Below are 15,561 nucleotides of genomic sequence, written 5' to 3'. Positions count from 1 at the left end.
ACTATTTGCCAAGCCCTCAAGCCCTCAAGCCCTCAAGCCCTCAAGCCCTCAAGCCTTAAACTATTACATCATTAAGGACTGCAGTGATTCGTGGCTACTAAAGCGCTTGGTAAAAAAGTCTAAGAATACACTGATGTTGGTGGCCAACTGACGCCGGCTTGAATAGACCCCGTAAACTTTAAAGGGTTCTATCGGCCACTCCTGCAATATTGGTACTAAGCTGCCGCCAGCCAACTCATTTTTACAGACAGAATTAGACAGCATGGCAATGCCAAAGTCATCCAATACCAACTGCTTTACCATCACGGCGCTGTTAACCCTGACTTTACGTTTAAAGTTAACCATAGTTTTACGCTCACCCTTACCTAAAGGCCAAATAGGGGCCGATCGTGAGGTACCGAGTAATATGCCGCTGTGCTCGCTCAGCTCCTGCGGGGTTGCTGGCGTCCCTTTAGTTTTTAGGTAATTGGGGCTGGCGACTAAAATGGGTTGACGCTCCAATAGTAGCCTTGCGACTAAATCTGAAGATTGCAGTGGACCGTACTTGATGGCGATATCGTAACCTTCACCAACTAAACCCACATCGTTATCGGTAAATTGGACATCAAGATCTACATTGGGATAGAGGCGCATAAAGCTGCTACAAAGGTTAGCAATTAACTCTTGGCTGAACGAAACAGGAATGGCAATGCGCAGTGAGCCAGATACATCATTATGGGTATTTTCTATGGTTGCCTTGGCCGCTTCTATTTCATCGCTAATACTACTGCAATGCTGATAAAACAGTGCACCCACTTGAGTGAGGCTTAAGTTGCGGGTATCGCGCTGTAAAAGGCGTACGCCGAGCTGCTCTTCGAGTTGAGCAACCTTACGACTAATGGTTGATTTTGGCATGCCGGTATTGCGGGCAGCTTGCGAGAAACCTTTGGCTCTAACTACCGCTGCAAACAGCATCATACCGTTCAAATCTGGCATTGTTTTATCACTGTCTCAAATATGGAACAAAGCGTCTAGGCCAGTTTAATAGCATTTGACCCTATAACAAAGCTATATTTATGGGCTAAAAATTTTAGAGGCTAAAGCAGAGGATCTATTGATGACCAGCACCAATCAGCCCACAAACATGACTCAGGTTCAAACTGCCGATCCGCTTTTCCTTCAAGCGGAGCATTTGGCACAAGATTTTTCTCTGTTTCCAAAGCACAGTAAACAGAGCTTATCAGAGCAGATTAACGGTCTGTTAAGTGAAGATGCCATTCAGTCTAATTTGAAAGAGTTAGATTCATTAGACGTTGATGGTTATGTCACTAAAGTGATTCAGCCTACTTTAGATAAGAACCGTCCAGGCGCAAAGCGTGTCATCGCCGACCTAAAGGGTCGTGTGATCACTGAGAAGCATTTAGGCGCATTTTATAGTGCAGAGATTGAACTGAATTTTGGATCTCGTACTCGCCGTATCGGTTTCATCGCTCAAGAACGTACCACTAATAATGGTGCATGGATGCCAGAGCATCACCTAGCCGCTTGTAGTGCAATTCGTCATTTCGCAGAATTGTCTATGCCAATTGTTTACTTGATTGATACCCCTGGTGCCGATGCGGGTGAAGTGGCTAACAGCCAAAACCAAGCCCATACCATCTCTAAAGCCATCGCTGAAAGTGCTAATGTCGACGTACCGACTGTCGGTATCGTTATTGGCGCGGGTTATTCTGGTGGCGCGATTCCATTGGCTGCGGCAAACATCTTGTTGTCACTGCGTGATGGTATTTTCAACACCATTCAACCTCAAGGTTTGCAGAGCATTGCGCGTAAGTACAACCTTTCTTGGCAAGAGTGTGCTAAGTCTGTTGGGGTATCGCCAGAAGAGCTTTACACGTCAGGTTGTATCGATGGCATTATCGATTTCTCACCATCAGATAAAGATGAGCGTCAGCACAATCTTCGCCGCGCAATCATCAGCAGTATTGAAGCGGTTGAAAATGCTGCGGTACAGTTTGTGCGTGAATCGAAAGATCTGCGTGAGCATTATGACCGCAGTTTGACGCGTTTCCTTGAGCCATCTAAAAACCTTGCCGCACTTGAACATCATGCGGAGTTAGCGGTTGCTAACAACCCAACTATGCACCTTAACCTGTTCGGTAGCTCGTACCGTTATCTGCGTTATTTGACCCTACGTAGCCGCATTCATTCTATCTCTCAAGATCAGTATGGCCGTCTATCTAAGGTGAGTGTGCCTGAAGGTGATCTGTTAGCACGTATTCAGCAAGAGCAAGATAAGGTGTTCCAATCTTGGCTATCTAGCCCTGATAAGCTGGTTTACGATGAAGAGTTAAACAAGCTTTGGAGCAACTTCTCATCTAAGCGTGATGACGTCGCGACTGAGCGTAACATGTTAACTCGCCTTATTTTAGGTGAGCCAAAAGAGAACTACAAAAAAGCACGTAAAGCCTTGTTATTCAACATTGGTTGGTCACTGTACCACCGCTGGAAAGGTAACGCCGAGAATAACTTTAAAGGCCTGATTCATTATCTAGAAAGCTTGCCTGATGAAGTGACACAAGCCGATTGGCCTGAGCTAAACCAGCTAACTGTACTTGATGTCATTGTGCACGATGAGTTGCGTGAAGACTTTATTTGGCAGTGTTACAACATTCTGATCTTTAACGCACTTTATGACAATGTCGTGGGTAACTTAGCGTCAATCGCTAAAGAAGCCATGATGTCTAAGAGCCTGTCACGTGCATCGGTAGATAATCTACTGCACGACTCTATTGACCGCGCGATTTCTACACAAGACACCGCCAATGATAAGAGCAAGTTCTATAAATGGCTGAAGTACTTTATGTCTCAGTCAAACCGTGCTGATCTGCTGACCAAAACTGAGCAGTGGAAGAGTGTGGGCTTCCCACAGTTGAATGACAGTCTGTTCGTGATCTTGACCTATTTCTTCGAGCGCTTGTTACCTGAGTACTTCGATAGCGAAGAGGATAAAGGTGAATACACAGGTGCAATTAACCCTGTGCGTATCGGTCGTCGTAAAGACTTCTGGAACCGTTTAACCATGGGTTACCAAGATCTACTTATCCAGAAAGTGCTTCGCGATGAGAAGCGCACCGGTAAGATGACGTGGGAAAATGTGATCGCTAAGTTCTTCAGTGAATTTGACGAGCTAAATGGCGACAAAATGTCGGCCAATTTGCTTAACTTCCCTGGGTTCCGTCTCTCTATTGAAGATGCGTTAGATAAGGGTATCCGTCCTTGTGGTTTGATAACGGGTACGGCTGACTTTGAGCACAATGGCCAAACCATGCGTGTCGGTGTTGCCGTGTCTAATACCGCTTTCCAAGCGGGTGCATTCGATATGGCCAGTGCTGAGAAATTCAGTGCGCTACTGATTGAGTGTGCTAAGCGTAAACTGCCTGTTATCTGCTTTATCAGCTCAGGTGGTATGCAGACTAAAGAAGGTGCTGCGGCGCTGTTCTCAATGGCTGTTGTCAATGACCGTATTACCCGCTTTATTCGTGACAATGAACTGCCAGTATTGATGTTTGGTTATGGTGACTGTACCGGTGGTGCACAGGCGAGTTTCGTGACCCACCCGTTAGTGCAAACCTACTACCTATCAGGGACTAACATGCCGTTTGCGGGCCAAATGGTAGTACCTGCATATTTGCCATCAACCTCAACACTGTCGAACTATTTATCGAAAGTGCCTGGTGCGATGGACGCCTTGGTGGCCAATCCATTCAGCGACACCATTGATGATCAGCTAGGCAGCATTGATCCATTGATGCCAAAGCCAACGGCTAAGATTGTCGATGTGATTGGCAACGCGCTATCGACCCTAGTACCAGAGATGATGATCACCGAAGAGGAGTTAGTCCAAGACGATCCTCGACAGTTGATGAAGCCTATCGACAAAGTATTGGTGCATGCTCGTGGTTGTACTGCGGTTAAATTGATCCGCAAAGCACATGACAACAACATCAAAGTCGTCTTAGTGGCATCGGATCCGGATATGACATCTGTACCTGCTGATATGCTCAATGAAAACGACAAGTTGGTGTGTATCGGTGGTAACACCTCTGATGAAAGTTATCTAAACGCTTATTCAGTGCTCAAAGTTGCTGAGTATGAAAACGTTGATGCCCTGCATCCAGGTATCGGATTCCTATCTGAAAGCCCACAGTTTGCGGCACTTTGTGTCAACAATGGGGTTAACTTTGTTGGACCAAGTGTTCACAGCATGACCACTATGGGTAATAAGTCGAACGCTATCAAGACGTCGCAAGCCAACGGTGTACCAGTTGTACCAGGTAGCCATGGTATTTTGAGCAATGCTGAGCAAGCTGTGAATGTGGCCAATGAAATTGGTTACCCAGTGCTGCTTAAAGCCGTACAAGGTGGTGGCGGTAAGGGTATTCAGGTTGTTGAGCGTCCAAGCGACATGATTGGCTTGTTCCAGAAGACCTCTACTGAAGCCGCTGCGGCCTTTGGTAATGGTGACTTGTATCTAGAGAAGTATGTTACTTCATTGCGTCATATTGAAGTCCAGTTACTACGTGATCAGTTTGGTAATACCAAAGTGCTGGGCATTCGTGACTGTTCAGTACAGCGTAACAACCAAAAAGTGGTTGAAGAATCTGGTTCGACAATGTTACCAGTTGAACTTAAAGAGAAAGTACTTGAGTACACCCGAGCCTTGGGTAATGCGACCGATTACATGGGTGCAGGTACCGTCGAGTTTATCTATAACTTAGACGCTAACGAAGTCTACTTTATGGAGATGAACACGCGTCTACAGGTAGAACATCCTGTTACAGAAGCAACCTCAGGTATCGACATCGTCAGTGCAGGTTTTGATATTGCAGCCGGTCGTTCAATTGAACACCTTGAGCCACAAGATATTGGTTATGCAATTGAAGTCCGTGTGACGGCAGAGAAAGCCGCACTTGATAGCAATGGTATTTTGCAGTTGTTGCCACACCCAGGTTTAATCACAGAGTATGTGATGCCAGAGCGTGATGATGTTGAAATCATCTCTATTGCAGGCGAAGGCAAAGAGGTTTCTCCTTACTACGACAGCTTGATTGCACAGATCATCTGCCGCGGTGAGAGCCGTGAAGATGTGATTAACAAGCTGCATGACTACCTTGCTAATCAAGTGGTCATTAAAGGTATTGCGACCAACATTCCATTGTTAACGCGCATCCTTAAAGATGGCACCTTTAATGAAGGCGTCTATGACACTAATTATCTACCACGCTTCATGGCGGAGCTTGATATCCCTGCATTGATTGCTGAAATGGAAGCTGCGGCTGAAACTGTGGGTGTTGATACTGAGTCATTGCGTGTTGGTGAGAGTAATGAGCTGAAAGTATTGGCGCAAGGCGCAGGTATCTTCTATACGTCTCCAGCACCAGGTGAGGCTGACTTTGTTAAAGAGGGCGACATCGTGACTGTCGATCAGACGCTTGCGCTAACTGAAGCGATGAAGATGTTCTCACAGGTGACATTGGCTGGCTTTAATCGTCAAGATGCAGTGCTGTACCCAGAAGATAAGCAGTATCGTATTGAGCGTATTCTTAATACGAATGGCCAGCAGGTTTCTCAGGGCGAGCTACTGTTTGTAGTCTCGCCAGTGTAATGACATTGCTTGTTGGCTTGATGTACTAGCCAATCGTTCACTGCTAATAAATACCCGCCTAAAATGGCGGGTATTTTTTTGGCTTATTTATGGGGGGAAGTTTGCCCAATTTGTTCTTATTAGCCTACTTTTAATGGATAAATAATAAATCTGGCACAACACTGTTTAGCGTTAATCGACTCAGTTAAACGCTTGATTGTTGACCGGTAAGGCTAATCTGCTTGAACCGCCATCTCTATCTGCTATGCATGTTATCAACATTTACCTCCGCTGCGATGGCTGAGGCCGATCTTAAGGTGAGCGGTTTTGGTACCTTAGGTGGAATATATAATGATAATGACACCTTAAATTTTCATCGAGCCTTTACCCTAAAAGCGACTGATACGGCTTGGTCTTGGAAGAGCGATTCACTTATTGGCGTACAGTTAAATGCCAGTTTAGACGAAAAGTTCGATGCGGTTGGGCAGCTGGTTTTAAAAGATCGCGTTAGCGATCGCTTTAATGACAATATTGAATTGTTGTTTATGCGTTATCGCCCAACACGAGATTGGTATGTGAGGCTGGGGCGAACCCATGCCGAGCTGTATATGTTGTCAGAATACCGAAATGTAGGTTATGGCTATCTTTGGGCACGACCTATTCCAGAGTTTTATGCGTTTTCTTCGTCGATTTCACAAGTTGATGGGGTCGATGTCGGTTTTTCTCGCAGGGTCGCTGGTGGCTTGTTAGACGTCAAGCTGGGTTACGGTAAAAGTAACGCTGTATTTGAAGGACTCAACACTCAGTTTGAAATCGACTTAGAGGATGTTTGGGTATTTACCTCGCAGTTAACCTTTGAGGCGTGGAGTCTGCGTTTAGCTGCAGCACAGGCTGAAGTCGACAGCTTTACTTTTAAAGCCATTGGATTAGTGGACGGACTCAATCAAGTGCCGAGCAATTTGTGGCCTCAAGCCAGTACTATGGCGAGTGACCTAACACCTGAAGGACAAATTCTTAACTATTTTGCACTAGGAGCCACCTACGATTCTGATAGTTGGGTGTTCCAATCTGAAATAGGCTACATGCATTCTGACTGGTCATTTTTGCAATCTTTTTACAGTGGCTATGCCAGTATTGGCTATCGATTTGGCGACGCGACACTTTATGGCGTGGTGGCACATATTGAGAATCAAAACCCGCCCCTCTATTACCAAGCTCCTAATTTATCCCCAGAAGTGCCGCCTGAGCTAAGCAGTGCCATTGGCGAATTGTATGCCGAATCGCAATTGGCTATAAATCTCAATCGGGTGCATCAGAGCAGCTTTTCACTTGGTGTAAGGTGGGATTTTTACCCAAATAATACCCTTAAGTTTCAATGGGACAATATTAATATTGAAGAGGGAGGGACCGCGTTATGGAGCCACAGCTTTACCCAAGAGATAGATACACAGGTGAACCTATTTTCCATTAACTATAGTTTTATATTTAGCTTATGAAATCGCTGCTGCGCTGCCTCATCTTGCTCTTTGGCCTATGCATTATCGGGCAATGGGTGCATGGGGAGGAGCTGCTGGTGGTTGTACATAAAGACAATGGCATAGAGCAACTGACTAAAGCCCAAGTGGTGGATATCTTTATGGGGCGCTATATCACCTTTCCTAACGGTCAAAAGGCCAAGGCTTATGATCTTGCCCCAAAATCTAATGACAAAGCACAGTTTTATAAGCAGCTCGTTAATCGTAGCGAAGCACAGATAAATGCCTACTGGGCGAGGTTACTCTTTTCTGGCCGTTCATCACCGCCTGTAACGGTAGACTCCCCTGAGCGACTGGTCGAAGCCTTAGCGCAATCACCGCAAGGGATCGCTTATATCCCCAGCCATTACATGACAGACAAATTAAAGGTGGTGTATCGCTTTGAGGCGCTTTAACGATAAGCTCTATCTCAAAATAACCTTGGCCATTGTAACGGGGACAGCATTGGTGGCTGTGCTGAGCTCGCTATTTTTCTATTTTATGGAGCGGGACCGGCAACATGAGTTTTCATTGCAGGACATTAAGCAACTTTCTGCCACCATTGAGAGCACGGCAACAGTGGCCGTGTATGTGCAAGATGCGCAATTGGCGCTGGAGATTATTGAGGGGGTTGTAAAAAATGGCGTGGTTGCACAGGCCCAGCTGAACAGTGAACCAGGTTTCACTGTTTTTACTGGATCTGAGGCGATAGATGCAAAAGAACAGGTTTTTCGATTGGTACTTAACCACCCGTTCAATAAGCAGGAGTTAATTGGCGAGTTACTTATCTTACCTGACATTGACTTCATTAATCTGCACGCCGAGAGCGTCGCCTACCGACAAGCCAAGATAATGTTATTTCTTACCATTACCATAGCGTTACTGGTGTCGTTGATTGTACATAAAGGATTAACCTCGCCGTTAAAAATATTGACCCAAAGATTTGAAGAGATAAAGCTTGGTCAAGACTCAAAACTAGCCATGCTGACCAACCACGAAACCGATGAAATAGGCAGTTTAGTGAAGGGGATCAACTCGCTTATCTCCTCATTACATAGCTCGATTGAAGCTGAGCGATCCATGAGAAAGAAAACAGAGCAACTAGAGAAACGCTTTCGAATGATCTTTGAAAAGGCGAGTGCTGGCATCTGCCTAATTAATGAAAATAATGAGCTGCTTACGGCTAATCCAGCCTGTCAAAGAATGTTGAGCCAAGTGATGGAGGCCGATGCCTGTATTGGCAAGGCATTGACCCTCTGGTTTCAAGATGATCAAGGCTTAGCCTCATTCCTTGAGGATATGCGCTCGGATACCGCATTGACGACGATCGCGTTGGACCTCAAATTAAGCCGCGAGGTAAAGCCCGTAGATGTGTGGTTGCACTGCTTGTTTTCTAAAGTTATCGAAAATGACAACAATAAGGGTTTGATTATTGAAGTGTTGATGTATGACGTAACAGAGCGCACCCAGCGCGAGCGTGACACCCGGTTTGAGGCGGATCATGACGTATTAACTCACCTTAAAAATCGCCGAGCGGGACAGCGCTTATTAAATCAGCAACTCGATAAAGCGAGAGTACGGCGAAAAATAGTGGTGGTGATGGTTATCGACTTGGATGACTTCAAACCCGTGAATGATAAGTTTGGGCATGATGCAGGCGATCTGGTGTTGGTTGAAGTGGGGCGACGGATTATAGCCACATTTCGTCATGGCGACATCTGTGTGCGTTGGGGCGGCGATGAGTTTGTTGTGGGGTGTTATTTCGACAATGACTACTACGATGAAAAAGTGTTTATAGCGATAGAGAAGCTCGCGACCCAAGTGGTAGAGGCCTTGCATCGGCCGATTGAACTACTGGATGGTAATATTGCATGCATTGGCGCCAGCGTGGGCGTTGGGGTATTTCCTCATCATGGTCAGGATCTCATGGAGGTGATAAATGAAGCGGATAAGGCGATGTATCAAGCTAAAAAGCAAGGGAAAAATGGCTTCGCAGTGCAACCCATTAAGCTATTGTAATCAGCATTAGGAGTGTGGCTTTGTGCCGCGATTTTGTATTGATAGTGCCCACTTCAATAGCATAGGTCCAGCCAGCGTGGTAAGGGCAATGATTAACACTAGCTCACTAAATAGCTTCGGAGATATTACCTCCATTTGTAACCCCATCTCCGCAAAGACAAGGCCTACCTCGCCCCTAGGTACCATGGCACTGCCAACCACGGCTTTAGCTCCCCAAGCCCCTGTTACCGCCAATCCCGCTGCCAGTTTGGTGGCAATCGCAATCACAGCAAGCAGTAATAATATCAAGATACCGTTACCTGAGAAGTCGATCAAACTGAGATTTAAACTGATCCCGACATAAACAAAGAAGATGGGCGCAAATACATCGACTAAAGGTTTTGAAGCTTTTTCCATTTGGTGGGTAAAGGGGAAAGGATTTTTCAGGTATCGACTTAATGGTGAAACAAATTGACGGCTGAGGGCCAGACCCACGGCAAACCCACCCAGCAGCGCTGGTGCATCAAGGGCGTGAGCAAGCCAAGCAAATAGACTGATGAGAATAATGGTAATAATGGCTTCGTAACCAGTTTGGTTCCCCTTGGGTCTAAGGGCTCTAAACAGATATAGCAGACCCCGTGCGATGGGGGGAGACAGCAGCAGAAAACCAACGACTTTAATGATCAGCAAGGTGGTGGCGACCAGCCCCAACTCGCCCGACGCTGAAAAGTTAAACAGTATACTTAATAGAATAACGCCTGCGATATCGTCGATAACGGCAGCACCGAGAATAATATTACCTTCGTGGGTTTGTGATTGATTAGCTTGCGCTAAGACGCGCACTGAAATACCGATACTGGTCGCCGTTAACGCACTGCCAAAATAGATAGCGGTAAACAGCGGTTGTTTGAGCAATACCACCGCTAAGATACCAAGCGTAAAGGCGGGTAAAACGATGCCTAAAATGGCGACACCAAAAGCACTTTTTCCTGCCTGATAAAGTCGCTTAACTGAGGTTTCACAGCCAATCGAAAATAGCAGTAAAATCACGCCAAACTCAGCCATGACGGCTAATGTTTCATGTGGCGAGACCCAGTTAAACAGTGTTGGGCCAATAATGATACCCGCTAGGATCTCTCCAACGACCGAGGGAAGGTTAAGTCGGTTAAATATCTCCCCGAGTAGTCGCCCAAAGAGTAAAATTAAACATAAAGAAAGCACAAAATGGTCTATGGCCATAATAGCCCCCGACCGTAGTGAGTCGTATAAATGTGATCTTGATCATTTTGATGACCGAGATCAAGGCATAAAAACCACAGTGTGACTAAGCTCAAAGTATCATTTAGCGACAGGAGAGCACCATGGATAAGGTCTTTATTATTTCGCAAAAAGATGAGCAGCAAGCCGATGCCATAAAGGCTGGCGTCACTCTGGCCAAAGCGCTTGAAAAGCACCCTGAAGTATTTGCCTACAGCTACGAATCCTTTAGTGGTAAAGAGCATTATAATCCTCGTCTTGCAGCGGTGGCGAAGTTGGCGCTGATGCAGCAACGCCGAACTGCGATTAACCAACACCTTGAACAACTTAACCTTGACGATGTGCCAGTTCACGATGTGTGGAGCAAAGATCTTTTTGAACATGCCTGCCACCACTCAATTCGTCACGGCTTTGATTTGATGGTAAAGGCATTACATCACCCTGATCATTATCTTCCTATGGATTGGTACCTAATTCGTCATGTGAAAATTCCGTTACTTTTACTGAGTAACAACCCTATTGCACGGGCGAATACAATTTTGATGGCGGTTGATTTAGGCAGTGATAGACCGCTTAAAAAACAACTTAATCAATGTGTTATTTCTCAGGCCAAGCAGTTAGCTCAAGCCACAAACTGTACCTTGCACCTGGCTTATATTATCCGTGTGCCCAAAATACTCAGGGACATGGATTTGGTCGACACTCGTACGCTCATTAAAGATGCGTACCAGCGTTATCAGCAGGAGTTGGCTGAAATCGGTTTGCCTCAAGATCAACTGCATATCCTTGCCGGTGAGCCTGACCTCTGCCTCTATGAGCTCTCCTGTCGCCTCAAAGCCAACTATGTGGTGATTGGCGCAATGCAGCGTCGTGGCATGCTTGGCTATGTGATCGGCAATACCGCCGAAGCCATGCTGAGTCGAATTCGCAGCAATGTGCTGGTTATTCCTGCTGACGATCAGCTGTTGACTCAGTAACGTGCTGTTGACGCCAATGGCGCTTATGCAGCTCGTCGACCACAAACAGGGTTAAGGCGGTGGCGAGCAGCATGAGCCAATGGGTTAGGCTAATGGGGCTAATTCCTAACGTACTGTTGAGCCCAGGTATGTAACTGGCCCCAATATGAATGCTTTGGGCAATCACAATACCTAAAAGCAGTAGCGGATTGCTCAGCCACGGCATAGCGAGTAAAGAGTTACGCTCTGAGCGACTATTGAGGGCGTGCACGTTTTCAAACAGTACCATTAGCATCAAGGTTAAGTTACGTGCCGCCTCTTCAGTTGCACCCATATTTAGGGCAAGTGCGAACAGTCCAAAAGCAACCATACCCATCCATAATGCACTCATGAGTACACGCTCTAACATTAAGCGATCGAAAATTGGCTCACTGGGTTTACGTGGTGGCTGCTCTATTTCGTGGCCTTCGCCCGGTTCAAATGCTAACGCTACATCTTGTACACCATTTGTGACCAAGTTTAGCCATAAAATTTGCAGTGGAAACAGCGGAATTGGCAGGGCAAACAAGACACTAAGAATAAACAACAGCAACTCGGCAGCGCCGGTACTGATCAATAGATAGATCACTTTGCGGATATTGTTATACACAATACGTCCTTCGATGATCCCTTTGACGATTGAGCTAAAGTTATCGTCAGTGAGTACTAACTCTGCGCTCTCTCTGGCAACATCTGTCCCCTTTAAGCCCATGGCAATCCCCACGTGGGCGTGTTTGAGTGCCGGGGCATCGTTAACGCCGTCACCAGTCATGGCAACAAACTCCCCTTGGCGAATAAGCGATTGAGTGATCTCCATCTTCTGCTTAGGTTGTACCCGAGCAAAAACGCGGTGGGCCGCCACGAGTTTGTCAAACTCAGCTACACCTTGTTGCTGCGCTTGGCTCAGTTGATCACCTGTTACCACGTTATCATGCTCGCCAACCAGTTTAAGTTGTTGAGATAACGCCAAGGCGGTGATGGGGTGATCACCAGTGATCATCGCTACCTTAATTTTGGCTTTCTGACATAGCCTAACGGCCGCTATAGCATCTTCCCTAAGCGGGTCGCTCATCGCCACAAGTCCAAGGAAGGTGAGATGTTGGAACGGGCAATCTGGGTGATTGAGTGAGCCGCTAGCCAATGCCAGTACCCGATAGCCGTGCTGCGCCATCCAATGGGTTTCTTGATGGATCTGTGCCTTTTGCTCCTCGTTAAGTACGCACATAGGTAAGAGTTTCTCGACAGCCCCTTTAACGGAGACCACCTGTTGCTTGTCTATCTGATTGATACTGGCACTGAATTGATTTTCTGATTCATAGGCAAACAGTTGCTCTTGGGGGGGCAGGGCTGTCGCATCCATTGGTAGATTGAGCTTGTAACCTAAGGTTAAAAATGCCAAATCAACGCCATCGCCGTCGGCATGAACAGCATCTTGATCAAAGGCAAGGTGGGCTTCATTAGCGAGAATACCCGTTAAACCAAGTTGATATAACTCCGGGGCTTGAGCCGATGAGACTGGCACGCCATGACCATGCTTATGGACTAAGCCATCGGGTGATAGGCCAGTACCTGCGACATGATACTTATCGCCGTTCAGTAACCAGATATGGCCTATGGTCATCTCATTGACCGTCAGTGTGCCAGTTTTGTCTGAGGCGATATAAGTACACGAGCCTAAGGACTCAACGGCCACCAGTTTTCGCACAATCACGTTGGCCTTTGACATCCGCTTCATGCCAATCGCTAATGCAACGGTAATGGCAGCGGGTAAGCCTTCGGGGATTGCTGAGACCGCTAGCGCAACCCCGAGGAGAAATATCTGTGATAAGTCAGCACCGCGAATTAAGGTTAACCCAAAAATCAGCGCTATAATCAGTAAGGTGGCAAGGGCGATGATCAGCGTAAATCGCTCAATACGTTGCATCAGTGGTGGTTTAGTATCGCTGCCATGATGCACCATTTCGGCAATTTGACCAATTTGGGTGTGCTCACCGGTGGCGATAACTATGCCCTCGGCGCGGCCATGAGTGACCAAGGTACCAGCAAAGGCCTGGTCGGTCTTAATGATAGGTAGGGATTCGCCGGTTAGTGCCGATTCATCGACCTTAAATTGATTAACACTTTCTAAGCGAATATCGGCACCAATGCGATCACCATTGCTTAATAGGACCCAATCGCCAGGCACAAGTTGGGTGCTATCTAGGGTAATAGGATGACCATCTCGTATCACGCGGCTTAGCTGTGGCACCATTTTGCTCAATGAATCCGCCGCCTGTTGCGCCGAATACTCCTGCACCGTGCCGATAAGCGCATTAAGGAGAAGCACGGCAAAGATAAAGATGGCATTGATAAACTGGCTCAGTAATAAGCAGGCGACAAATGCCACCAAAAGCACATAGATAAACGCACTTTTGAATTGGCTGACAAAAAGGCGGAAGAAGCTTAATTTTGGCGGTTTAGGCAGGCAGTTCTCGCCATGTTGCTGTAACAGAGTGTGTGCCTGCTGACTCGTTAGTCCATGCAGTGCCACGTTGGATCCTAATGACAAGTAGGTGAGTGATACCTGATCTATAGCTTATTTGGCGGGTGTCTGCAGGGAATTAATGAGTATCTTGATAGAGATCAACATCTTGCTTTAGCGGGCGCTGATATGCCATGAAATCAGTGCCCATTGCAATGTCGCTACGCACTGATTTCTTAACTAGGTCATATTAATTGAGCAGCGGGTGATCGTCGGGGAGCTGGCGGCTGATCCACAGTATCAGCTTATGCTTCATATTAGGGCCATCTTCTTTGTCAGTGGCTAATGGCTGGATAAGTTTATCTTGTACTAATAATCGGTAGATACACTCGACTTTATCTTTAGGGGAGATCCCTTTATCAAAATCATCAAACCCACGTTTTTTTGCATAGCCCACACCAATTTCCATGGCGAGTTTTAACAGTTGTGCGTCGTGCTTGCCTTGTTTCATAACTGACTCCATCAAAGCTGATTGCATTAAACTACCTTAAATAGAGGTAATAAAAAATCACAAATTACCAATATTGAACAAGATGTTAGATTTAGGCGTTAACTGATTGTCAATCGGCTATTATTACAGCATTAAACTATGATTTTGCGGTATTAATGGCGGTATTAATGGCGGTATTAGTGGAGGAATGATGATTCAGGTTCAAGGGCTCGACCATGTGGTGTTTCGCACCACTAAGCTAGATGCCATGCTGCATTTTTACCAGCAGGTGCTCGGATGCCCCACTGAGCGTGAGTTAAAGAATGAAGGCCTTACTCAGCTTCGAGCTGGCAATGCACTGATTGATATTGTGCCTTGCGATAGCGCGCTGGGCCGTTTAGGTGGTAAAGCTCCCGTGCAAGATGGACGTAACGTCGACCATGTATGCCTGCTGATTAACCCTATAGATGAACAGGCACTACTGGATTACCTCGCTGAGTTCGGTATTGCCACTGAGGGATTCGCCAAGCGTTATGGCGCCCAAGGTTTCGGCCGCTCACTCTACATTAACGATCCCGAAGGGAATGTCATCGAACTCAAGTTTTCGAATTAACGCTATCGAAAGGGCCACTTTCAGCATTTGGCCTTCGGTTTAGTGGGTATTGGTCAGTGTTTTGTGAACCATAGCTTCATGGTTTATCAATGGCCTTCGAATGAAGGTGTTGGCATTTTTTGTGGTTTAACATTTGGCTGTGTTGGAATTGGGATTTGTGTTTAAAGTCGAACCTTCATTGTAGTTAAAAGCCTGCGGCTCGCTTATGTGTAGATACTGCTGCTACACGCCGTGAATCCATCCGTGGAGGCTCGACGATGGCATCCCTGCCATCAACGTCCGCAGCCGCATCTACACCGAGTTTTCTATCTCTCCGATTTAGACTTTCGGGTATCAATCTGACAATCAAAAGTTAAATCGTTTTTGGACAAAAATAAGCTGGCCTTCGAATGAAGGTGTTGGCATTTTTTTGTGGTTTAACATTTGGCTGAATTAGTGTTGGTAGAGTGTCTTTGAAATTTGTATCCTCACTTTAACTAATCGCCTGTCCGGCGAGGAATGTGCAGATACTGCTGCTACACGGAGAGCTTGGCAACAGCCATATGCTTGCGAACGAGAGACAGGGATTGTCGAACTGGCTTTTAGATAGGGATATCGTTGTGAATCC

Annotated in this window: 10 protein-coding genes; 6 read left to right on the top strand and 4 right to left on the bottom strand. The window is 46.4% G+C overall.

Annotated elements, in window-relative coordinates; all coding sequences use genetic code 11:
- Positions 1-63: 63 nt before the first annotated feature.
- Positions 64-975 (bottom strand): LysR family transcriptional regulator, encoded by a 912-nt coding sequence (locus L876_RS0110630; protein ID WP_028763799.1) that lies wholly within the window; start codon positions 973-975, stop codon positions 64-66.
- Between the two features lie 121 nt (positions 976-1,096).
- Between L876_RS0110630 and L876_RS0110625 the strand changes: the two genes are divergently transcribed.
- From L876_RS0110625 to L876_RS0110610, 4 genes are all read left to right on the top strand, one after another.
- Positions 1,097-5,647: an ATP-binding protein gene (locus L876_RS0110625; protein WP_028763798.1), complete on the top strand. Its 4,551-nt coding sequence runs from the start codon at positions 1,097-1,099 to the stop codon at positions 5,645-5,647.
- A gap of 248 nt (positions 5,648-5,895) precedes the next feature.
- Positions 5,896-7,122: a porin gene (locus L876_RS21555; protein ID WP_051413079.1), complete on the top strand. Its 1,227-nt coding sequence runs from the start codon at positions 5,896-5,898 to the stop codon at positions 7,120-7,122.
- 77 nt (positions 7,123-7,199) lie between these two features.
- Positions 7,200-7,556, top strand: a complete 357-nt coding sequence (locus L876_RS0110615) for a type 2 periplasmic-binding domain-containing protein (protein WP_248674573.1) — start codon at positions 7,200-7,202, stop codon at positions 7,554-7,556.
- Positions 7,543-9,159: a sensor domain-containing diguanylate cyclase gene (locus tag L876_RS0110610; RefSeq protein ID WP_028763796.1), complete on the top strand. Its 1,617-nt coding sequence runs from the start codon at positions 7,543-7,545 to the stop codon at positions 9,157-9,159. The genes L876_RS0110615 and L876_RS0110610 overlap by 14 nt, the downstream gene beginning before the upstream one ends.
- Before the next feature lie 6 nt (positions 9,160-9,165).
- Here L876_RS0110610 and L876_RS0110605 read toward each other — a convergent pair whose 3' ends face one another.
- Positions 9,166-10,377, bottom strand: a complete 1,212-nt coding sequence (locus tag L876_RS0110605; protein WP_028763795.1) for a cation:proton antiporter — start codon at positions 10,375-10,377, stop codon at positions 9,166-9,168.
- 122 nt (positions 10,378-10,499) lie between these two features.
- Between L876_RS0110605 and L876_RS0110600 the strand changes: the two genes are divergently transcribed.
- Positions 10,500-11,372: a universal stress protein gene (locus tag L876_RS0110600; RefSeq protein WP_028763794.1), complete on the top strand. Its 873-nt coding sequence runs from the start codon at positions 10,500-10,502 to the stop codon at positions 11,370-11,372.
- On the opposite strand, the gene L876_RS0110595 is transcribed toward L876_RS0110600, so the two are convergent.
- Together L876_RS0110595 and L876_RS0110590 are read right to left on the bottom strand one after the other, a co-directional pair.
- Positions 11,338-13,920 carry a cation-translocating P-type ATPase gene (locus L876_RS0110595; RefSeq protein ID WP_028763793.1) on the bottom strand — a complete coding sequence of 861 codons (2,583 nt, stop codon included), beginning with the start codon at positions 13,918-13,920 and terminating at the stop codon, positions 11,338-11,340. The genes L876_RS0110600 and L876_RS0110595 overlap by 35 nt on opposite strands.
- A 181-nt stretch (positions 13,921-14,101) precedes the next feature.
- Complete coding sequence (locus L876_RS0110590; protein ID WP_028763792.1) at positions 14,102-14,362, bottom strand: DUF5062 family protein; 261 nt, start codon at positions 14,360-14,362, stop codon at positions 14,102-14,104.
- Positions 14,363-14,552: 190 nt separating this feature from the next.
- On the opposite strand from L876_RS0110590, the gene L876_RS0110585 reads away from it, so the two are divergent.
- Positions 14,553-14,954, top strand: a complete 402-nt coding sequence (locus L876_RS0110585; RefSeq protein WP_028763791.1) for a VOC family protein — start codon at positions 14,553-14,555, stop codon at positions 14,952-14,954.
- Positions 14,955-15,561: the final 607 nt, after the last annotated feature.

Source organism: Shewanella colwelliana ATCC 39565, from assembly GCF_000518705.1.
GTDB classification, from domain to species: domain Bacteria; phylum Pseudomonadota; class Gammaproteobacteria; order Enterobacterales; family Shewanellaceae; genus Shewanella; species Shewanella colwelliana.
The sequence above is the reverse complement of the archived record's forward strand: the minus strand, read 5'-3'. Positions and strand labels throughout refer to the sequence as shown.

Excerpts from the sequence above, each read along its gene's own strand:
- L876_RS21555 (WP_051413079.1), top strand. The coding sequence starts at position 5,896 with ATGTTATCAACATTTACCTCCGCTGCGATGGCTGAGGCCGATCTTAAG.
- L876_RS0110600 (WP_028763794.1), top strand. The coding sequence starts at position 10,500 with ATGGATAAGGTCTTTATTATTTCGCAAAAAGATGAGCAGCAAGCCGAT.
- L876_RS0110625 (WP_028763798.1), top strand. The coding sequence starts at position 1,097 with ATGACCAGCACCAATCAGCCCACAAACATGACTCAGGTTCAAACTGCC.
- L876_RS0110605 (WP_028763795.1), bottom strand. The coding sequence starts at position 10,377 with ATGGCCATAGACCATTTTGTGCTTTCTTTATGTTTAATTTTACTCTTT.
- L876_RS0110590 (WP_028763792.1), bottom strand. The coding sequence starts at position 14,362 with ATGAAACAAGGCAAGCACGACGCACAACTGTTAAAACTCGCCATGGAA.
- L876_RS0110630 (WP_028763799.1), bottom strand. The coding sequence starts at position 975 with ATGCCAGATTTGAACGGTATGATGCTGTTTGCAGCGGTAGTTAGAGCC.
- L876_RS0110585 (WP_028763791.1), top strand. The coding sequence starts at position 14,553 with ATGATTCAGGTTCAAGGGCTCGACCATGTGGTGTTTCGCACCACTAAG.